General features: G+C 58.2%; 16 protein-coding genes. 7 read left to right on the forward strand and 9 right to left on the reverse strand.

Annotated elements, in window-relative coordinates:
• Nucleotide 1: 1 nt before the first annotated feature.
• The 6 genes from amt to FMN63_RS27440 form a co-directional block, all read right to left on the reverse strand.
• A complete protein-coding gene (gene amt / locus FMN63_RS27415) occupies nt 2–3,196 on the reverse strand; it encodes an ammonium transporter (protein WP_209001344.1) in 3,195 nt (1,064 codons plus the stop codon).
• A 342-nt stretch (nt 3,197–3,538) separates the two neighbouring features.
• On the reverse strand, nt 3,539–4,630 hold the full coding sequence (locus FMN63_RS27420; protein WP_148587223.1) for a metal-dependent hydrolase: 1,092 nt from the start codon (nt 4,628–4,630) through the stop codon (nt 3,539–3,541).
• Nucleotides 4,631–4,851: 221 nt separating this feature from the next.
• A complete protein-coding gene (gene ilvD / locus FMN63_RS27425; RefSeq protein ID WP_148587224.1) occupies nt 4,852–6,696 on the reverse strand; it encodes a dihydroxy-acid dehydratase in 1,845 nt (614 codons plus the stop codon).
• Between the two features lie 531 nt (nt 6,697–7,227).
• On the reverse strand, nt 7,228–8,334 hold the full coding sequence (locus FMN63_RS27430) for an alkene reductase (protein WP_148587225.1): 1,107 nt from the start codon (nt 8,332–8,334) through the stop codon (nt 7,228–7,230).
• Between the two features lie 106 nt (nt 8,335–8,440).
• On the reverse strand, nt 8,441–9,019 hold the full coding sequence (locus FMN63_RS27435; protein WP_209001345.1) for a TetR/AcrR family transcriptional regulator: 579 nt from the start codon (nt 9,017–9,019) through the stop codon (nt 8,441–8,443).
• A gap of 125 nt (nt 9,020–9,144) precedes the next feature.
• Nucleotides 9,145–10,290 (reverse strand): ABC transporter substrate-binding protein, encoded by a 1,146-nt coding sequence (locus FMN63_RS27440; RefSeq protein WP_209001346.1) that lies wholly within the window; start codon nt 10,288–10,290, stop codon nt 9,145–9,147.
• Nucleotides 10,291–10,637: 347 nt separating this feature from the next.
• Between FMN63_RS27440 and FMN63_RS27445 the strand changes: the two genes are divergently transcribed.
• From FMN63_RS27445 to FMN63_RS27455, 3 genes are all read left to right on the forward strand, one after another.
• Nucleotides 10,638–11,834 carry an SH3 domain-containing protein gene (locus FMN63_RS27445; protein ID WP_162530125.1) on the forward strand — a complete coding sequence of 399 codons (1,197 nt, stop codon included), beginning with the start codon at nt 10,638–10,640 and terminating at the stop codon, nt 11,832–11,834.
• A 229-nt stretch (nt 11,835–12,063) separates the two neighbouring features.
• On the forward strand, nt 12,064–12,540 hold the full coding sequence (locus tag FMN63_RS27450; protein WP_148587229.1) for a hypothetical protein: 477 nt from the start codon (nt 12,064–12,066) through the stop codon (nt 12,538–12,540).
• Nucleotides 12,541–12,682: 142 nt separating this feature from the next.
• Nucleotides 12,683–13,879 carry a lytic murein transglycosylase gene (locus FMN63_RS27455; RefSeq protein ID WP_148587230.1) on the forward strand — a complete coding sequence of 399 codons (1,197 nt, stop codon included), beginning with the start codon at nt 12,683–12,685 and terminating at the stop codon, nt 13,877–13,879.
• A 118-nt stretch (nt 13,880–13,997) separates the two neighbouring features.
• Here FMN63_RS27455 and FMN63_RS27460 read toward each other — a convergent pair whose 3' ends face one another.
• The 3 genes from FMN63_RS27460 to FMN63_RS27470 all read right to left on the reverse strand — a co-directional run bounded on the left by FMN63_RS27460 (nt 13,998) and on the right by FMN63_RS27470 (nt 17,113).
• Entirely contained in the window at nt 13,998–15,599 is a 1,602-nt protein-coding gene (locus FMN63_RS27460) for an arylsulfatase (RefSeq protein WP_148587231.1), read from the reverse strand.
• A 223-nt stretch (nt 15,600–15,822) separates the two neighbouring features.
• Nucleotides 15,823–16,380: a cupin domain-containing protein gene (locus tag FMN63_RS27465; RefSeq protein ID WP_148587232.1), complete on the reverse strand. Its 558-nt coding sequence runs from the start codon at nt 16,378–16,380 to the stop codon at nt 15,823–15,825.
• 28 nt (nt 16,381–16,408) lie between these two features.
• Nucleotides 16,409–17,113: a metal-dependent hydrolase gene (locus tag FMN63_RS27470; RefSeq protein ID WP_148587233.1), complete on the reverse strand. Its 705-nt coding sequence runs from the start codon at nt 17,111–17,113 to the stop codon at nt 16,409–16,411.
• Between the two features lie 236 nt (nt 17,114–17,349).
• On the opposite strand from FMN63_RS27470, the gene FMN63_RS27475 reads away from it, so the two are divergent.
• The 4 genes from FMN63_RS27475 (at nt 17,350) to FMN63_RS27490 (ending at nt 21,588) form a co-directional block, all read left to right on the forward strand.
• Entirely contained in the window at nt 17,350–19,143 is a 1,794-nt protein-coding gene (locus FMN63_RS27475) for an autotransporter domain-containing protein (RefSeq protein ID WP_148587234.1), read from the forward strand.
• A gap of 66 nt (nt 19,144–19,209) precedes the next feature.
• Nucleotides 19,210–20,058 carry an acetolactate decarboxylase gene (budA, locus tag FMN63_RS27480; RefSeq protein ID WP_148587235.1) on the forward strand — a complete coding sequence of 283 codons (849 nt, stop codon included), beginning with the start codon at nt 19,210–19,212 and terminating at the stop codon, nt 20,056–20,058.
• A 53-nt stretch (nt 20,059–20,111) separates the two neighbouring features.
• Nucleotides 20,112–20,600, forward strand: a complete 489-nt coding sequence (ruvX, locus tag FMN63_RS27485; RefSeq protein WP_148587236.1) for a Holliday junction resolvase RuvX — start codon at nt 20,112–20,114, stop codon at nt 20,598–20,600.
• A gap of 61 nt (nt 20,601–20,661) precedes the next feature.
• A complete protein-coding gene (locus tag FMN63_RS27490; protein WP_148587237.1) occupies nt 20,662–21,588 on the forward strand; it encodes an AEC family transporter in 927 nt (308 codons plus the stop codon).
• Nucleotides 21,589–21,665 lie beyond the last annotated feature (77 nt).

Below are 21,665 nucleotides of genomic sequence, written 5' to 3' on the forward strand. Positions count from 1 at the left end.
GTCAGCTCGCCAAAGTGGTCTGATGGAGAGCTTCGAAGGTTTGCTGCCCATCGAAACTCAAACGGTCCAGCGCCTCACTCACGTCTTGAGAAATCGCTTGCACACGTTTTGCTGCCGGTGCGGGCATGCCGATCAGAAAGCCCTGGGCCTCGTGGCATCCACGCTGGGCCACAAGGCAAAGCTTCTCGACGTCTTCCACACCTTCGGCCACGACCCGCATCTTGAACGTCTTGCCAAGCCTGACAACCGTTTCGATGATTGCGAGCGAGCCGTAATTGTGTTGCGCCTCTGAAACGAAGGACCGGTCGATCTTGACGCAATCGAACGGAAAGCGACTCAGATAGCTCAGGGACGAATAACCGACGCCAAAGTCGTCCAGGGCAATCCTCACCCCGATTTCCTTCAGACGTTTCAGCACGGCCAATGCCCGGGCATCATCCTCGATAAGCGTGTTTTCCGTGATCTCCAGTTCAATCCGCTCTGCCGCAACACCGGACGTCTCGATGGCCTTTCGCACAACGTCGACGAAATCCCTGTCGCGGAACTGAACGGGGCTGACATTGATACTGATGCTGGCGCTGGTGATCGTCGTCGCGGCAATCCGCAAAGCTTCGGCCAAGACGTACTTCCCGATTGGCACGATCTGGCCGGAGGCCTCTGCAACCGAAATGAACTCATCTGGACTGACAAGCCCGCGGTCCGGATGGTTCCAGCGGATGAGCGCTTCGTAGCTGACGATCTCCGAAGTGGCCAGACACATGCGCGGCTGGAAAAACAGTTCGAATTCGCCCGCCGAAAGCGCGGCATTCATGTCCTTTTCCAACGTCCGGCGCTGGCGGACTTCGTCCCCCATGCCCGGCAGGAACACACAATAGGTGTGCCGTCCCGCGTTCTTGGCATTGTAAAGCGCTATGTCAGCGTTGGAAATGATCTGATCTTCGGCGTCAAAGCCGGTCATCAGGGCAACACCGATACTGGCGCCCGGCTTGAGGATAAGCCCATGACCGCAATCTATCGGTTCGGACAGAACCTTGACCAGACGCATGGCCATGTCCTCTGCCTGATTGGCGAACTGAAGGCCGTTCTGAATGATCGCAAACTCATCGCCACCAAGGCGCGACACGGTATCGCCATGCCTGCACCACTGGCGCAAGCGATCAGCAGTGACCCTGATGACGGTGTCACCGACGGGATGACCGTGGAGATCGTTGATGTCCTTGAAGCGATCCAGATCAATGATCAGCAGCGCGGCGGAAAGACCATGCCGTTTGCACTTGCCTATGGCCTTGTTCAATTCCGCGTTGAAGACGGCGCGATTGGGCAGATCCGTCAGAGGGTCGTGTTGTGCCAGATGCAGGATCTGGGCTTCGGCCTTCTTCCGTTCCCTCAGATCGACCAACGCTGATACGCGCGTGGGTACGCCGCGATAGGAAATCACCCGGGTGCGGATTTCGACCGGCACCCGTTCGCCGGAACGGCTGATCAGCGTAACCTCGCGCGGCTCCTTCTCTGCCTTGACCAGATGATCCTCGAGCTTGCCTGCCAGTTCGTTGTCTACAAACTCGTAAAGGCCTCGCATCTTCAGCTCTTCAATCCGGTAGCCAATAAGATCTTCGAAAGTCTTGTTGCCGTCCAGTACGCGGCCGTCGACCGAGATCACGATGGCGTCGAATGTTGCATTGGCAAGGGCTGAAAGACGCTCGGCCTCTTCGCGCGTGCGCTTGGCGTCTGCTGCGCGGTGGTGTGCCTGCTCCTCGTTCTGAACAGTGTCCATGAGCGCATTGAAGAGGCGTGTCAAACGTTCTGAATCTTCGCCCTTGGCAACAGACAATCTCATGGAAAGATCGGCCTTGCCCGCGATCAGCCGGTCAAGAGCCTCTTCCACATGGCCGATGCCGAGCCTTGTGCCATGTTCTGCTTCGTTAAGACCAAGATCTTCGCTGGCCGCGTCGAGCCGCATCGGCTGGAGCCTGTTGAGGACGGACAGGACAAACCAGCCAGCCCCGAAACTCCAGACAAAGCAAGCGAGCGCGCCGGTGAACTGGACCAGAAATTGCGGCAGATGAGCGCCCATGGGCAACCGCTCAGCGGGGGCAAGCAACGCGAGTCCCAGTGTTCCGGCAACGCCTGCAAATCCGTGAACACCGATGGCCCCGACAGGATCGTCTATCTTCAGTGTGCGTTCCAGAAAGACCGCACCGAAGATCGCAAAGGCACCACCGGCCGCGCCAATAACAAGCGCGCCAGCAGGGGTCAGCACATGGCAGCCTGCCGTCACTGCGACGAGACCACCCAAAAGGCCAGAGATCGAGTTTTCCGGCAGAATGACCTTGTCCCTCATACGACCCAGAAAATACCCTGCTCCCGTTCCCGCAGCGGCGGCAATCACGGTGTTGGCGAGTATCATGGGCACATGCCAGGACGCCGCGAGCGTGGACCCGCCATTGAAACCCAGCCAGCCGACAAACAGGATCAGCGCTCCGGAGGTTGCCAGAACCGAACTGTGGCCCTGGATGCGATGGGCGCGTCCGTCCTCACCGAACCGACCGGATCTCGGCCCCAGGATCACACAAGCGGCGAGAGCGATCCATGCGCCTGTGCCATGCACCACCGTCGAGCCGGCAAAGTCGACGAACCCAATATCGGCAAGCATCGCCTTTGCATCGGAAAACAAGGCTTCGCCCCAGGCCCAGTGAGCAAAGATCGGGTAAATCAGACCGGCGGTCAGGACCGAGCACCAGACATAGGCCGACAGACGCATGCGTTCTGCCACCGCGCCTGAGATGATTGTCGCCGCCGTACCGCAGAACATGACCTGGAATGCAAAAATGGTCAGGCCCCACGGATCAAGGTCCGAAAGACCAAAAAGCCGAGGATCGAACCCTGTAAACCAGCTTCCGCCTGCACCAAAGGCCAGTGAAAAGCCGAACAATGCGAAAATCAGAACGGAAACGGCAATGTCGAGAAGGTTTTTCTGGGCAACGTTGATGGAATTCTTGGACCGGACAAGGCCAGCCTCAAGCAACATGAAGCCCACCTGCATCAGCAACACCAGTCCGGCTGCCAGCAGCACCCAGACCATGTCCAGGCTCTTCTGAAACGACGCCATGTCAATTGCCTGCGCCGCAATTGCCGGCTCTGTCGCCAGAACACCGGCACCGCAGAGAACAGATCTGATGTATGCCGCCCGGTTCATTATGTAATTGCCCCACCAGCTCGGAAACAAGGGCATGATTTCGGTTAGAGGTTAATTCTGTATTGCTAATTTCAACAAGTGTTTTACCCAAAAATGAATGCACACTTCTTCAGCAACCTCCGCAAAACTGTCAAAAATCCTTTTTTTAAATCAAGCAATTGTAATAATTAACTTAATTCCGCTGACGCCAGTTCCAGCAGCAAAATCTTCCGTTAGGAGACCATGCTCAAAATTGAAGCAGCTAACAATTTGTAAAATCGGTAGAAATTCGGTCAAAACCTGCAGATTTCGACGCAAATGAACCGTCACTAGACACCACGAGGACGCATCAATCTTCGCGTGTTAGCTGGTAGATGCGTCTGCCAGCGTGCAGGACTGTCCGCGATATGTCTCACCGACGCCCGAAATTGCAGCTTCAGCTTTTCTGATCGCCAATTCCCCCATGACACGGGATGTCAGCCATGCCCAGTCCTCCGGGTTCACCCTCACTTCACTCGTAACCTTGACAGGAGATATCTCCCGGACACCCTGGTCCAGAACATCGGCAATCGCGAAGCGGAAAACATAATTCGGGGTCATGCCCATGCGCAGATCAGAGACTACGATCTTGTCATTTTCCAGTTCAGCGCGGTAATAGCCGCGGCTGAACCACTGCAACTTTTGGAACGCCTCCGTCTCCTCAACACAGGCAACGAGTTCCGGATGCCTCGGATGGGGATAGATTTCGGGGGTCTTTTCGCCGTCCAGAAGAGAGAGGTACAGATTGTCATATCGCCCTTCCTGAAGACCAATGACCTTCCAGAGAAGAATGTTGAACGGTGCGGCGATCGCAAACACCGTGTCCGGAACGATGCCTTCCTGCCTGAAGATGTCCCGCGCCTGCTGCTCGACATGACGTTGAAGGACCGCACTGAGGCCAAGATAGCCTGTCGAAACGACCAGAGCGGCCACGGTGAAGGTCTGAAGACGCCTTGTCCATGTTCCCTTGAACAACGCCCATATCACGACACCCAGTAGTGGCAATGTGTAGAGCGGATCGATGATGAACACCGACCCGACGCCGACGGGATCGGGATAAAAGGGCCAGAACAGACGTGTGCCATAGACAGTCATCGCATCGATGCCGGCATGGGTGGCGAGACACAAGAAAACGGTGAGCCAGGTTTGCCAACGGCAATCCCTCAACCCCTTGAACAGCCTTACCAGCCCCTCGCCCAGCAGCGGCGCTGCCAAAGCATGGACAAAGACAGAATGCGTCCAGCCACGATGGAAGACGAAGCTGTCGACCGGGTCGTCATAGGGGATCAGAACATCAAGGTCCGGCAACGTCCCGAGCACCCCGCCGACAAGGGCAGCTTTTCTGGGGCCGAGCTTCTTGCCGAGGAGCGCTGTTGAAACCGCGGCGCCGAGAACGAACTGGGTAAGGGAATCCATTTGCAGCCTTGGTCCTGAACCGGAAGGTAAGCCGAGTATTTGCGGTGGACGCAGTCGATTGGCAAGGGCTCGGGACGAATTGATTGCCCGAACTGCCCACCAGCCTCCAAATGAGACCGATACTCTGCCGTCCGGCCAGCGCGACAAAAGGAACGCCCCGCGTCCTTACGGGCGCGGGGCGTTGCAAATCCGTTTTATCGAAACGTCAGGCTGCCTGGGTGTCAGTCGACCACCCGGAAAGCCCCCTTGGAGGCACTGGTCGTCAGCTTTGCATAGGCGCGCAGGGCTGTCGAAACCTTGCGCTTGCGGACTTCGACCGGTTTCCAGGCCTGATCGCCTTTTGCTTCCATCGCGGCGCGACGTTCGGCAAAGACTGAATCCGGCAGGTCCACTTTCAGAACGCGGTTCGGAATATCGATCACGATAGGATCACCTTCCTCAACCAGCCCGATCGCGCCGCCTTCGGCAGCTTCCGGCGAAATGTGGCCGATGGACAGCCCGGATGAACCGCCTGAGAAACGGCCATCTGTGATCAACGCGCAGGCTTTGCCGAGCCCCTTAGATTTCAGATAGCTTGTCGGATAGAGCATTTCCTGCATACCCGGTCCACCACGAGGGCCTTCGTAGCGGATCAGCACCACATCACCTTCCTTGACCTTGTTGGTCAGGATCGCCGAGACGGCACTGTCCTGGCTTTCAAAGATACGCGCCGGACCGGAGAATTTCAGGATGCTTTCATCAACACCGGCCGTCTTCACCACGCAGCCATCTTCGGCAATGTTGCCGTAAAGCACAGCGAGGCCGCCGTCCTTGCTGTAGGCGTGTTCAGCTTCGCGGATGACGCCAGCCTTGCGGTCCATGTCGAGATCATCCCAACGACGCTCCTGGCTGAAGGCGACCTGTGTGGGCACGCCGCCAGGTGCCGCCCGGAAGAACGTATGCACGCTCTCCGAATTCGTCTGGCGGATATCCCAGCGCGCCAGTGCTTCTTTCATCGTGGCTGAATGGACTGTCGGATTGTCCGTATGCAGAAGCCCTGCCCGGTCCAGTTCGCCAAGGATGCCCATGATACCGCCTGCGCGGTGGACGTCTTCCATATGGATATTTTCAACCGCAGGCGCGACCTTGCACAGCACCGGAACCTGTTTCGACAGACGGTCGATATCATCGATCGTGAAGCCGATTTCACCTTCATGTGACGCTGCCAGAAGGTGCAGGATCGTGTTGGTCGATCCACCCATGGAGATGTCGAGGCTCATTGCGTTCTCGAACGCATTGAAGTTCGCAATGTTGCGCGGCAGAACGCTTTCATCGTCCTGCTCGTAATAGCGTTTCGCCAGGTCGACGATCAGGTGTCCTGCTTCAACGAACAGCCGTTCGCGATCCCCATGGGTTGCCAGCGTCGAGCCGTTGCCCGGCAGGGCCAGTCCAAGGGCTTCCGTCAGGCAGTTCATGGAGTTGGCGGTGAACATGCCCGAGCAGGATCCGCATGTCGGACAGGCGTTCTGTTCCATTGTCAGAACGTCGGCATCGGACATCCGGTCGTCGGCAGCGGCAATCATCGCGTCGATCAGATCGACCGACTTGGCAACGCCGTTTTCCAAGACCACCTTGCCCGCTTCCATCGGACCGCCGGACACGAACACGACGGGAATGTTGAGTCGCATGGCGGCGTTCAACATGCCCGGCGTGATCTTGTCGCAATTGGAAATGCAGACAAGCGCATCCGCGCAATGGCCGTTGACCATATATTCGACCGCGTCGGAAATCACTTCGCGCGAGGGCAGCGAATACAGCATGCCGTCGTGGCCCATGGCGATACCGTCATCGACCGCAATGGTGTTGAATTCCTTCGCAACACCACCCGCTTTTTCAACTTCGCGGGCGACCAGTTGGCCGAGATCCTTCAGATGCACGTGCCCCGGCACAAACTGGGTGAAGGAGTTGGCAATGGCGATGATCGGTTTGCCGAAATCATCGTCCTTCATGCCGGTCGCGCGCCAAAGGCCGCGTGCACCGGCCATGTTGCGGCCGTGGGTTGATGTTCTGGAACGATACGGGGGCATTTTCAATTCTCCCTACATGTGCAGGCCTTTGTCTCTCCGGCAAGATGTGCTGCCGAAGTCGATCAGGTTTCTGCGCCCGATTTGGCTCTGATATGGGTTTGACAGTTTTTTTTGCCAAGCGAAAGGCCTGAAAGGGAAAAAAGAGTACGCTCCGGTACGGTTGGCGTTCGCGGTCGTTCCGGAAGCTGAATTCGCTCCAGTATTTCGCCTGCTATATTCCCCGGCGACGTGCCGACACTGCGCAATGGTCCAGCCATTTCGTGGTGACCGGTGGGATGCCTTTAGTGCCCGCCCGATCCTGGGCATCGTTTCGGACTGTTTGTCTCTGCCGCTCTGCTGCCTAGTTCGAGCGCGGGCCTGCTTATCAGCTTGCTAGTGGGCGGTGTGCCGCTCACGTGCTCGCTGGAAAGGCAGCGCCCCCACCGCAGGCATGACGAAAGAAAGCCGGTGCGGGCCGAAACCCTGCACCGGCTAACTTTCAGACCGCCCCCCCGAAGGGGGTGGATGTCGGGCGGCCTGAAATACCTCGGATTACTCGGACGCGACCGACGCTTCGGCCAAAGTCGGATAATCCGTGTAACCTTTCTCACCACCGCCATAGAGCGTATCGGTGTCGAGATCGTTCAGCGGAGCGTTCTTCTCCAGCCGATCGACAAGGTCCGGATTGGCAATGAACGGACGGCCGAACGCGACAAGATCGACTGCGCCGGATTCCACCGCCTCGATTGCCCTGGAGCGGTCGTAACCGTTGTTGCCCATGCGCGCTCCATCGAACAGCGCATAGAGAGCAGACAAATCACCGCCGTCCGGAATGTCACGCGAACCACCGGTCTGGCCTTCAACCAGATGCAGGTAGGCAAGGTCATAGCCGTTCAGCAACTTGATCACGTGCGAGAAAGTCGCCTGCGTGTTGCTGTCTGCGACGTCGTTGGCTTTGGAGAACGGGCTCAGCCGGACGCCGACCCGGTCGCCGCCCCAGACATCAACAACCACATCCATGACTTCCTTCAGGAAACGGGACCGGTTTTCGACGGATCCGCCGTAAGCATCGTCACGCTTGTTGGAGCCATCACGCAGGAACTGGTCGATCAGATAGCCATTGGCAGCATGAACCTCGACACCATCGAAGCCCGCTTTTTTCGCGTTTTCGGCAGCCTTCCGGAAGTCATCGACAATGCCCGGAATCTCGCTGGCGTCCAGTGCACGCGGTGTCGGCGTATCGACGAACTGCTCGCCATCGAAAGTCTTGGACTTTGCTGCAATCGCGGACGGAGCCACTGGATCTGCCCCCTCAGGCTGGAGGACCGGATGCGAAATCCGGCCGACATGCCAGAGCTGAATGACAATCTTGCCGCCCTTGGCGTGCACGGCATCGGTGACCTTCTTCCAACCTTCAATCTGTGCATCGGAGTAGATGCCCGGCGTCCAGGCATAGCCCTTGCCCTGCGGCGATATCTGCGAGGCTTCTGTAATGATCAGGCCTGCTCCGGCACGCTGATCATAGTATTTCACCGTCAGGTCGTGCGGCGCATCGTCTTCATGGCGCGCCCGGTTCCGGGTCAAAGGAGCCATCACGATGCGGTTCTTCAATTCGATTGCCCCAGCCTTGGCGGGCGAAAACAGTTTGGCTTGCGACATGTTCAACTTTCCTTCTGGCGTTTGTCTGTTTCATTGTTTCTGGACCGTTCAGTCCAATAATGTGCACAATGGTTGTTGATCTTCATTTTCAGGATGGCCCTGTTGGTCAGGACGTCAGGACTGTCCTTGCCTGCTTAAGGGTTCTTGCGATGCGCTCTGCGGGAAGACCTGCCTTGCGCAATGCCAAGGTACCAATGGCGAGCGATGAATAGGCGCTGGCTCTGTCCCGGACACCATCCGGGTTGGCAGGATCGATCGCCGCAGCGAAAAGATCTTCGATGTCTTCCAGATGCCGACGTCCGATCTCCGCGACCTTGTCATCGTGCGGTGCAAGTTCGGTGATGCAGTTGACCAGAAGACAGCCTCTCGGGCCGCCTTTCGGGTCGGACAATGCCTGCATCATGGCATCCACCGGATCATCTGCAGCGGTTTCGGCAACTTCCTTCAGCCCGCGAATTCCGTTCTCGGAATAATGCTCGAGTGCCCGCAGAAACAGTGTCTGCTTGCATCCGAACGTGGCATAAAAACTGGAGCGGCTGAGCCCCATGGCTTTGGTGAGGTCATCAAGAGAGGTGGCTTCGAAGCCCTTCTGCCAGAACACATGCATGGCAGACTGCAGCGCCGCAGCTTCGTCGAAGTTGCGCGGACGCCCCGGACCTGCCGTGCGTTTTTCCGGGCTGGACATATGGGTTTCGTTGTCTCTCATGACACATGATATGGACTATGCAGTCCAGAATGCAAGAGGCGTACGATTGATTTCTGGACTGATCGTTTCATATCACCCGGACAGGTGACAAGCCCTTGCTTGAACTACATCCGGCACGACCCGGCATAAGCATCGCCGACATCGTCGAAAACCCGGGCAACAGCTTCCATTTCATAAAGCTTGCTGGTGCGCCGGACACCTTCCACCAGATAAAAGTCCTGGATGGGAAACTGGTTGGAATTGAAGCGAAAATCACCCCGAACGCTTTCAAAAGGCGCTGCACTGATGGCCGAGATCAACGCTTCCTGGTCCTTGATGCCGCCTGTCAGCTCCAAAGCAAAATGGATGAGTTTGGCAGCGTCATACCCCTGAGCGGCATAAACGGACGGCTCGTAATTGTACGCCCGGCTGAACTCCCGCACGAACCTCTTATTGGATGGATTGTCGAGGTTCGGCGCCCAATGGGAAGCGCTAAAGAGCCCTTCGGCCATCTCGGCCGTATAGGGAAGCGTGATGGCATTGACCGTTTCGGAAGACAGGAAGGGAACGATGCCCTTCAGTCCGGAGGTGTGAAACTGCTTCACCAGTTCCACCCCCATTCCGCCCGGCATGAACGCATAAATCGCGTCCGGCTCGATCTCCTCGATCTGCTTGAACTCTTCCGAAAAATCGGTCTGCCCGAGTTTCGGAAACAGTTCCCGGGCGATCTGCCCCTTGAAATGGCGGCGGAAAGCGGACACGGCATCGCGGGCTGCTTCATAGTCGGGAGCGATCGTGACGACGTCATGATACCCCTTCAGGCTTGCATAACGTCCCATTGTCTCGTGAACCTGATCGTCTTGCGAAGCCGTGGAAAAAAAGTAGCGGCTGCAACTGCGCCCTGCAATCGGCGCTGGCCCTGAATGAGTGCCAATGAATAGCGTCTTTGAGCGCACGATAGGATCGTGCACGGCCAACATCACCTTGGAAAAATTCACACCGACGATAAGATCGACGCCGTTTTCCTCGATCAGTTTTGTCGCCTGCTCGACCGCGTAATCCGGGTCCAGTTTGTCGTCGACCACAATCACGTTGGTCGGCAATCCACCAAGGGCACCATTTGATTGCTCGACCGCGAGCATGAAACCGTCGCGCATTTCTTCGCCGTAGATCGCGGCCGGACCTGACAGGGTCGCCAACATGCCGATCTTCAGTTCCTCAACCTCCTGCGCCGTCACCGCCTGGCAGGTGATTGCCAATCCAGTGGCCATTCCGACCACGGCTCCGGTCGTGCGGCAGATGAGTTGAGAGATCCAGCACGTCATGTTGATTGCCCGTTGTTTCTGGCTTCGCCATCGTCCTGACCAAGGGACAGGTCTTTCGCCTGTGCCCTTTGGCAGACTGTTTGCAGAAAGTCTGCCAGAGACAGGTTAGGCTTTTGCAAACGACGCGGCCAAACAGCTGCTCAAGACCACAGCCCCGTCACAATTCGCACAAATTTCCCCAGTACCGCCGCAATCCGGCCTGCGTGACGACGCAATAACGAAGATTAATGTTTCGGTACCCAACTCTGGCAACCGCTCCGAGCGTGCCCGAACCGCAAAACCAGGAGGGCCACATGTATTCTGTAACCGCGCCTGCCACCGCTTGCGACTTCCCAGAAGGCCACGATCCGGACAATGCACCTCAAAAGAACGGGCTGAAGCTCGTCGCTCCGACTGCCACGCTTAACGGCGATGACGCACCAGACAACGTCCCAGACAACCATGCAAAGACGGAAGACACCGATCCTGACGCGACAACACTTGCTGCCAAGGTCCTGCAGATGCACGCAACATCCGCTGACCTGAAGCCGACGACGTCCCGCCGCCCCACCCTGTCAGGCGAAACAGATGAAGCCGGATTCGACATGCCGGGCGTCTTGCGCACTCCACTGCGGGGAACGCACACAGCCGGTCTTCAGCCGGAACATGTTCCCGCGCCCGCCAAGGTGGCGAAGGCAGCGGACAGTTTCCGACAGGGACCGAGCTTCAGAACACTTCTTGTCAGCACCTTGCTGATTGTCGGCATCGGCTCCGGTGCCGTGGCTTTCAGCCTGAGCGGTTTGCTCGGCGGAAAAACGTCTGACAGCCGCACGGTTGAAACCCAGCAGATCAATGCCGCAACGACGATCGAAAGCCTCATCGCAGGGGTCGAGTCTGAATTTGAAGGCCGGACAGACCTGACCGCCGAACCGAAGGCAAGTGCAGAGCAGATCAAGTTGGCGAAGGACCGTATCCGCCAGGTGTTTGCGTCGAGGCCGACCGCGTCATTGGCGCCGGAGGATCCCTCCAACCCGGTGGGTCATGACGCGGGCAAAGCCGCCGACGGCAAGATACAGGCAAGACTTGCCCCCCGCCAACCTGCCCCCGTCAAGATCACGCCGCAGGCAGCGCAAACCAACAGCGCTGTTGTCGCCAGTGCGGCTGTGGCGTCTCCGGCAGCAGACGTAAATCCGGTTTCGAACGCACTGTCGCCAAAGGCTGACGCGCGCACCGCAACGGCGTCAGTTTCAGCGCCCGTCCCTGCCCCAGCACCTGCACCAGTGGCCGTTGATGCCAATACGTCTGGTGATGCCTTTCCGCATGCGGGCAAGATAAAGTCGTCCGTCAATCTGCGAGAAGCACAGAACAAGGATGCAACAGTCCTGGCCGTCATCCCGGCTGGCACCGAAGTGCGTTACAGCTCGTGCGGCGACTGGTGGTGCGGGGTCCAATACGACGGAAAGACCGGCTATGTGGGCGAAAACTTCCTGGAAACCGCGCCGCAGCCATGACTAAAACCTGCACTTGCAAGGTAGAGGCTTGTTAAGCGTCGAAGAGTAAAATCTCGTCGATTTGGAATTCGGACCTGCCGAGAGCAGGTGCGGTGAAGTCGACGGACACACTTGGCAGCGTCCCTGTCGACCGTTCATTACAGGCTGGAGCATTCTGACGCCTGACACCGGCACTCGGAATGCTCCGCTTTTGTGGTGCCTGCCAGGCACGACCGACAGGAGACGGACCATGGCCAACCATGCAGCCCTGAGCCTCAGCACTTCGCTTCTCATCACCTTCGGAGCATCGATTTCAGCCGCTCAAGCCGATGGAACCGACTGCACGGTCTATGCGACCGACTACGCCAATGCCCGCATGGGCAGCGGCGATGTTGTTGGCGATGCGGTTTCCGGCGGCATGGCGGGAGCGGTAGCAGGTGGCGAATGGCGCGGCCCATCAGGTGCATACCGCGGCGCGCGCGCCGGTGCTGCGCTCGGCGTTCTGAACAACATGGGCTCCATGCCGGGCGGCTGGCAGGCGCTTTACGACATGGCCTATCAGATGTGCCAGCAGCAAACCTCGGGTGTGAACGCTCCTTATTATCAAGCGCCGTCTGTTGGAACCTCTTCATCCGACTGCCGCTCATCGGCCAGCGTCAACGCGCCGCTGAAAAGAAACCCGAATGGCGGCATCATGGTCGGTTCCGATTTCGGAAACTGCCGCTGAGCCAAAAGGTATCCAGAAAAGACATCGTGGAAGAGCTTTCCCCGCGCCGTGACAACGGGTTGACCTAGCGGGCGAAGCACAGTCAACTATGGCCGATTTTTCAGGCTTCGGCCTGGTATTGCGCCCAACAACAGGATTTTTCATGACAAGCCGCCTTCGCTTCACCCCGAAAATCGCCGCGACCGCTCTTGCCGGTTTCTGGCTCGCCACCGCGCCTGCTCAGGCGCAGCAGTGCGGCGGCGACTTCCAGCAGTTTCTGGCCGGCGTAAAGCAGGAAGCAATTGCCAAGGGTCTGTCGGCAAAGGCGGCGGACCAGACCCTGGCCGGCGCACAGATTGACCGCAAGGTGCTCTCACGGGACCGCGCGCAGGGCGTATTCAAGATGACCTTCCTGGATTTTTCCAAGCGGGTGATTTCCGGCTACCGGATGAAGAACGGTGCCGCGAACATGAAGAAATACGCCAGCGTTTTCCAGCGAACGGAATCCGACTTTGGTGTCCCGGCCCCTGTGATTACCGCCTTCTGGGCGCTGGAAACAGATTTTGGCGCTGTGCAGGGCGATTTCAACACGGTCAATGCGCTGGCGACCCTTGCCCACGACTGCCGCCGCCCGGAGTTGTTCCGTCCGCAACTGATTGCAGCCATAGAGATGGTTCAGCATGGCGATCTTAACCCCAGAAGCACAACGGGCGCCTGGGCGGGCGAGATCGGCATGGTGCAGATGCTGCCGGAAGACATCATCAAGTTCGGCCGCGACGGTGATGGCGATGGCCATGTGAAGCTGAAGGAAAGCGCCGCTGATGCGATCCTGACCGCCGGGGCCTTCATCAAGCATCTGGGCTGGCGCCGCGGCGAACCGTGGCTGCAGGAGGTCAAGGTTCCGCAAAACCTCAACTGGGCCGATAGCGGCCTCGATCATACCAAGACGGGTGCCCAGTGGGCAGCCCTTGGCGTACAGCCTCGCTGGGGCCAGATTGCCGGCAACCTGCCAGCGTCCTTGTTGCTGCCTCAGGGCCGCAAGGGACCGGCATTCCTGGCCTATCCGAATTACAGCATCTATCTCGAATGGAACCAGTCGTTCGTTTACACCACAACCGCTGCCTATTTCGCGACCAGGCTTGCCGGAGCACCCGTCTACACCCCGGGCAACCCGGACCCTGGCCTGAACGATGCCCAGATGAAGCAGCTCCAGACCAAGCTTTCCAGCATGGGATATGACGTCGGCAAGATCGACGGCATCCTCGGCTCGGGTACCCGCAACGCTGTGCAGCAGGTGCAGCAGAAACTTGGCATGCCGGCCGACGCCTGGCCGACGCCAGCACTGCTGAACCGTCTTTAAGCTCTAAAACCTGGAGACCACAATCGTAGCGGTCTCCTGACGCCAGGCTTGCAGATGCACAAAAAGGCCCGAGACCTTCTGAGGTCTCGGGCCTTTTTCTTGATGATCAGCACAAGGCTCAGTTACTGCCGCTCATGCCTGACTTCAGCTTTTCCTCGATCGCGGACAGATTGAAGGAACCCGGGCTCTGGCTCGGTGGATACTCCTGCATCGTCTGCAGGAATTGAGCCGCCAGCCCCTGGATCGGTACGATCACAAAAGCCCGGTCGAGCAACCAGTCGAAATAGATGTTGGCATTGTGCTGCGCCTTCTCGAACGGATCCCGGCGCAGGTTGAAGATCGCCGGCACACGGAGTTCGGTGAACGGTTCCTGCCAGACACCAAACGCCTGCCCGCGGTTTTCCAGGAACACAACCTTCCAGTCGTCATATCGGGCTGCTACCACTTGGCCGTCGTCGTTGACGTACCAGAACTCATGACGCGGCGATGCCTCGGCCTCGCCCTTGAGGTAGGCGTTCAGGTCATACCCATCGATGTAGTTGCGGTATGTCCGGCCACCGATTTCAACCCCTTCAAGAAGCTGTTCCTTGATGTCCGGCGCCCCCGCAATGGCCGCAAAGGTCGGCAACCAGTCTTCGTGGGCGACAATACCATTCAAGGTCACGTTTTCCTGGAAGACTCCAGGCCAGCGAACGAAGGTCGGCACACGGTAGGCCCCTTCCCAGTTGGAATTCTTTTCGCTGCGGAACGGCGTCGTGCCAGCATCCGGCCAGGTGTTGAAATGCGGGCCGTTGTCCGTCGAATACATCACCACCGTGTTGTCGGCGATGCCGAGTTCATCCAGCAGGTCGAGAAGCTCACCGACGTGCATGTCATGTTCAACCATGCCGTCGTGGTAGGGATTTCCGCTTGGACCGGCAATCCCCGTGTGCTCTGCCTTCACATGGGTTCTGAAATGCATGCGGGTCCCGTTCCACCAGACGAAGAAGGGAACGCCCTCCTCCACCGCTTCGCGGATGAAACGCTTGGCTTCCGCCAGCGTCTCGTCATCGACGGTTTCCATGCGTTTCTTTGTCAGGGGACCGGTGTCCTCAATCTTCTGCGTTCCATCTTCGTTGGCCCAGGTATGGAGCACACCGCGCGGACCGAACTGCTCGCGGAAGGTCTTGCCGTTTGCCAGCACCATGTCACCCGGGTAATCCCGGTTTTCCGGCTCTTCTTCCGCATTCAGATGGTAGAGGTTGCCAAAGAACTCATCGAAGCCGTGGTTCGTCGGCAAATGCTCGTCCAGGTCTCCCTGGTGGTTCTTGCCGAACTGGCCGGTCTTGTAGCCCTGCGCCTTCAGGATGGTTGCCATGGTAACGTCGGTTTCCTGCCAGCCCTGCTCGGCACCCGGCAGCCCCACCTTCGTCATGCCGGTTCGCACCGGCACATTGCCGCCTATGAAGGCGGCCCGGCCGGCTGTACAGCTTTGCTGGGCGTAATAGTCGGTAAAGGCGATGCCTTCCTGCGCAATCCGGTCGATGTTGGGCGTTCGGTAGCCCATCATGCCACGGTTGTTGTGGCTGATGTTCCAGGTGCCGATGTCATCTCCCCAGATGGCGAGAATATTCGGCTTCTGTGCTTCCTGTGCCTGACTTGTCTGGAGTGTTACGGCAAAAGCGGCCGCAAGACCGAGAACCACCGCGCTCCAACGCGGCAAAATGCGAAATTGGCTCATGAAAACTCCCACCCGAATGGTTGTTTTGACTGCGCCTTATGATTGCAGGCATGGTCCTGCAGCTTCCAGCCCGCAGCCTAACATTACCTTAGGTCAGTTTTCAGGCGTGACAAGGTTTTTCGATAATTTACAGAAAGTTCGCCGTCCCCAGTTGCTATGACAACCGCAACTGAGCATCTCAATCAATGGATGTACAGAAGAAGAATGGCGCGGTTTCCCGCGCTCATTCGACCTTGTTCTTGTTTGCTCCGGGATTGTCTTCGGCAACCGTGGCCACACCGTCATCCCCCAACAGAAAGACGGCCAGAATCCTGGCTGGTGCTTCTCCGGTGTTTTGCCCTCGGTGGGTGACGTCCATTGCTTCCAGCAAACCCTCGCCTGCCCGGTAGACCTTTTTGCCGAGTTCCTCGTAAGTGACTGTAATTTCACCCTCAAGAACATAGGCAAACAGCGGCGCGTGATGCTGATGCCACTTTGTAACTTCACCCGGCTCCATCGTGATCTCGATGGCCTTTACCGAAGGGTTCGACTGCGGAAAGGTGATCTTTTCGCCCGCAATCGTCTCATCCCCGGAAAAAACATCTCGGACCGTAGCGTAGGGTGTTTTCGACGCCGCTTCTTCTTCCTGCGCTGCCTTGGATCCAGGCTTGGCGTGCGGCTTGGAGGGGGCCGGTTTTCCATCAGGCGTGATCGACTTGTCTGCTGACAACACGGGAGCACTTGCAAGAAGCGCCAGCGTGAATATGCCGACGGAAATTTTGGAAAGGGAAATGCGTGTCATTTTCAGCTTCTGGTTCGAATTGTTGCGATCAGAGTTCAAGCACGGCGCCCGGCTTTATCTGCTGCACTTTGTGCGCACTGGTCCCCATTGCCTCGATAAACGTGTCCGCCGTCTGATCGATGATCGGGAACGAGCCGAAGTGGCAGGGGACAATTGTATCGAAGTTGAAGAAGCGGGTACAGGCAAGCGCAGCCGATTTGCCACCCATCGTGAAGCGATCGCCGATTGGAACGAGCCCAATCTTCGGCTTATAGATCTCGTCGATCAGGGCCATGTCGGAGAAAATGTCGGTGTCTCCGACGTGATAGAGCACCTTTTCGCCGGGCGCCTCTACGATAACGCCATGAGGATTGCCGAGATAGATGGCCTCTTCGCCGCCCTGGAAGGATGACGAGTGATCGGCCCGTGTCAGTGCGACGCTGAACGGACCGACGTTCACCTTGCCACCAGTGTTCATGGGACTGATGTTTTCAATACCTTGCCGGTTTGCCCACATGCAGATCTCGAAATTTGCTGTCAGCTGCGCGCCGGTCTTTTTCAGGATGTCGACAGCATCGCCAATGTGATCGTTGTGACCGTGTGTCAGGATGAGATGAGTTACGCCTTCTGCAACCTGATCGACTGACAGATCCTCCGGAAAGGCCGGATTTCCGGTGAAAAAAGGATCAAAGAGGATGGATGCGCCGTCAATTTCGATCTTGAAGGCGGAATGGCCGTACCAGGTCAGTTTCATTGAGGTCTCCTAGTTTCAGGACAAGTTGAAGCGGACCCTATCAGTCCGGGACGGCTCTCAACAAGCCGATTGCACTCACGATGCCTTGCAAGAGTGTGAACAGATATCGCGACTATTCACTAGGCGACTGTGCAATTCAGGCAACGCCCCATCTATTTCGACAACCTGTGCTAGATTCCACTCCTTCTTCACTCCAAACTGACGCAGCGGGTTCTTGCGAATGAGGAGGATCGCCGATGCGGGAGCGTTGGAGAAGTGTGTGGCAGGAACTTACCTTCCCGGCTGTGCTGCTGTTGAGCAGTCTCTCGACACCTGCCCTTGCCGCCAATTGCAAGAACGATGGCGGTCTGCTTTTCCTGGGGACGAACAAGTCCGACAGCCGTTCGATCTGGGTTTCCGGAACCGTTGCAGGGGATTACAGGCTTGATGCCGCCCAGGGCAATCAGACCGTCGACACCTGGTCGCGCTCCAGCACCGGGCTGCACCTTTCCACGTCTCCGGTTGTTTCGACCGGAAACGGCGGCACCCACAAGCTTTACGGCGTCGACGGCGGGTCTGACTGCCTTATTGATACGCAGAATCAGAAACGCGATTTTCAGCTCCCCGAAAACATCAAGCCACCCAGCCTGATAAAGCCTCCCATCGGCAGGCTGTTTCCGGATTTCGGAAGGCCGGTTCCTCCAATTGCGATCCTGCCTCCAAGCGGCGTAATGCCCGGCCGACCGGGCCCTGTTTCGCCACCCGCAAGCGGGATCACCCCGCCCATAGGCACCTTGCCGCCGTCAGGTATTACCCCGCCAATCGGGACACTGCCACCGGGTGGGTTTTCTCCCGGACGCCCAGGGGCAATCACTCCGCCGATAGGGGTGGTGCCACCGTCCGGCGTGTTGCCGGGAGCTCCAGGAGGCATAACACCACCCATCGGAACACTTCCCCCATCCGGTGGCCTGCCTGGCGCACCCGGAGGACCGGGCACGGTCACACCACCAATCGGCACTCTGCCACCTGGAGGTCGCAATCCAAATCAACCTGGCCTTCCGGCCGGTTTCGTGCCTGTGAGACGAGCCGATGGTCAGGTGATCAGTTACTGCGTCGATCCACGCTCAGCCGACGAGACACAAGCTGCCAGCGAACAGGCGTTCTGCACCAGAGAACAGCTGCTGGCCGCCGGGCGTCTTCAAGAACAGGAGGAAGTTCCGATCACTCCGGGCCGGGATCTTCTCGAACCGACACTCTGGAACGGCTGGAGCACGGTGACCGGTGTCTACAGCGACGACCGGCGTTTCGGCAGGGACTTTCAAACCCTCAGCGGGACCGCAGCAATTGGCGCCGACCGCAAACTGACCGACGATATTGTTGCCGGTTTGTCGGTGACCTTTGAAACCGTCAACACCGACGGTTTCAATTCCGCCTTGAAAATCGATACTCAAGGATTCGAGATCGGCCCCTATGTCGCTGCGCGCCTGTCTCAGCATTGGGCGGTCGATGGCTCGCTCAGCTACGGCTTTTCAAACAGCCAATCGGATATTTCAGTTCTGAGCGGTGACTACAACACGCATGAATTTGGCGCGGTTTTCAGCGTTCACGGTCAATATGCCCTGAGCGACATTCAGGTGCGCCCCAAGGCAACCGTGACCTTCAATCGCCTGTTTTCAGATGGTTACGATCTGAACGGGACAATTCGCAACAGGGCCGTCAGCGTTCCCATTTCAGGCAATGCCACTTCTCTCGGCACCGTCGAGCTTTCGACCGAGTTCAGCCGGCAGTTCACCTTGCAGGACAGGTTTCTGATCCAGCCCTATGTGGAAGCAGGCGCTGTCTATGAATATCTGCGGCCGAACGACGGCAAGATCCTTGATGACGAGCTGAATTTTGTCACCGCCTCGGCCTGGAGCTTTACACTGCGCGGCGGGGCGACCGCCCTTCTCTCAGAAAACGTGACACTGGATGCCAAGGGTGGCTACCTCAGCCTTGGCCAGAACGGGCTGGACGTCTGGGAAGGGCAACTTCGTATTGCCATCGGGTTCTGAAGCCGGGCTTTGCGGGTATAGTGGCAGCAACTTGTCGTGTCCGACGCCAACGAGCCCGGGGGCCCCATGTACCGAGATCTCAATTGCCGAATTTCCAACAGCCTTTGGCTTGAACTGCAGGCAGAAAGGCAGCGGACCGGACACAGTCTCTCGCATATCGTCCAGGAAAAACTCGCAAGCGCTTTCGACATCGATCACCATACGGTGTTTCAGGTGTCTACGAGCACCGCAATCACCAAGGGCCTTTTCAAGGGATGTGCGACCATTGCGGAAATGAAGCGGCACGGAGATTTCGGACTCGGCACCTTTGAGGATCTCGACGGTGAGATGATCCTGTTCGAAGGCCATGCTTATCAGGCGCGTGCCGGCGGCGTGGTCGTGGAAGCGCCCGACACGGCGCTGACGCCATTTGCGACGGTCACCAAGTTTACGCCGGAACACCAGGTCGACCTGGACACAGTCCGCAGCCAGGCCGACCTGGAAGAGCGGCTTGACAGGTTGCGCCCGTCCGAGAATTTCTTCGTCGGCATCCGCATTGACGGTTGTTTCGACAGGATCGAATTGCGCGCAGCCTGCAAGGCCGCACCCGGCGAAAATCTTGTCGCCGCGACAGGCCACCAGAGCGAATTCGCCTTTGACGATATCGATGGAACCCTCGTCGGCTTCTGGTCGCCCGGACATGCAAAGACAATGGCAATTTCCGGGTATCATCTGCATTTCATCTCGAAAGACCGGACGAAGGGCGGCCACCTGATCGGTATGGCTGCGCAGCGTCTCACCGCGCAACTGCATCTGGAGACCGATTTCCACGTCGCCGTGCCGGAAACGGCGCAGTTCCTGTCGGCGGATCTACGCGACGACCCGACCAGCGCGTTGGAGATTGCCGAACACGGTCATGCAGGCGAGCGGAGTTAGGGCTGGTTACGGTTTTTCTGGCGAATTTTTGAAAGCCCTGCTAAAGCCGCCGAATGGCAAATGACTCCGCACTTTCTCTGGAAGACTTCATGGCCGCGGTGCCCGACCGCACACGCCTGATCGGTCTTGATCTCGGCACCAAGACCATCGGTCTGGCGCTCTCCGATCTCGGTCGTGGCATCGCCTCGCCCATGGAGACGATCCGCCGCAAGAAGTTCACCCTGGATGCGGAGCAACTGCTTGCCATCTGCGCCAAGAAGGGCGTCGGCGGCATCGTGCTCGGTCTGCCACTCAACATGGATGGCAGCGAGGGGCCGCGCGTCCAGGCAACCCGCGCCTTTGTCCGCAATCTTTCGCAGAAAACAGACCTTCCGATCACCTACTGGGACGAGCGTCTGTCGACGGCGGCAGTGACACGAACCCTGCTGGAAGCCGATACGAGCCGGGCGAAACGGGCGGATGTGGTCGACAAGATGGCTGCTGCCTACATCCTGCAGGGCTTTCTGGACCGACTCGGCTTTATGGGCTTAGATAACACCTGATCCCACCACTGCCGGGCACAGGCCGTTGTTTCAAGGCCTGTCGAACGCGAAAGCCGAATACATGCTGACCACACTTGCCGCCCTGATGCCGGTCATCCTCGTGATTGCCTCCGGCTACCTGATCGCCCGTACCGGTCTGATCACCGGTGAGCAATGGCGCGGTGTCGAACGGCTTGCCTATTTCGTCCTGTTCCCCGCCGTGCTGTTTCGCACCATCTCGCAAGCGGATTTCAACAGCTTTCCGACACTCAACATGGGCGGAGCTCTGCTTGGCTCCATCCTGGTCATGGCGCTGCTTCTACTGCTGGCGCGCACCACCCTGGAACGGGTCTGGGGAATTGCCGCACCGCGTTTTACCTCCATCTTTCAGGGCACCTTGCGCTGGAATGCCATGATCGCACTTGCAATCGCCGATAATGTCGCCGGCGAAACCGGGCTGGCCATGCTGGCGGTCGCGATGGTGTTCATGATCCCCGTGCTCAATGTGGCCAGCATTCTGGTGCTGTCCCATTACGCCAGCGGGACAACTCCAAACGCTACGAAGATCCTGAAAGACCTTTTCACCAATCCCTTCATCCTGTCGATTGGCGCAGGCGGCATCATGAATGTGAGCGGGCTTGGCCTGCCGTTCGTGATCAACGACACGCTGGAAATTTTTTCCAGAGCGGCGCTCCCCATCGGCATTATTTGCGTTGGCGCCGGGCTCGACCTCGGCTCGCTGCGCAGACCTGGACCGGCCCTCACCCTTGGCACGTTCTTGAGGCCAGTGTTCATGCCGCTGATTGCGCTTGGCTTTGCAAGTGTCCTGGGTGTCTCCGGCCCTGCGCTGGTCATCGTCATCATTGCAAGCTCGGTGCCCTGCGCGAGCAATTCGTATCTGCTGGCTCGCCAGATGGGCGGTGATGCCAAGTTGATGGCCGAAATCATCACGCTTCAGACCCTGGCCGCAACCCTGACTCTCCCGCTCACGCTGCTGCTTGTCACCTGACTGAGGCATTTTGAGCCCCCGGTGAGATCGCCCGGCGGCATCTTTTTCGAGCCCTTCAGGCTGCGGCACGGCGCAGG

The sequence above is a fragment of the Stappia sp. BW2 genome, from assembly GCF_008107695.1.
Classification (GTDB): Bacteria; Pseudomonadota; Alphaproteobacteria; order Rhizobiales; family Stappiaceae; genus Roseibium.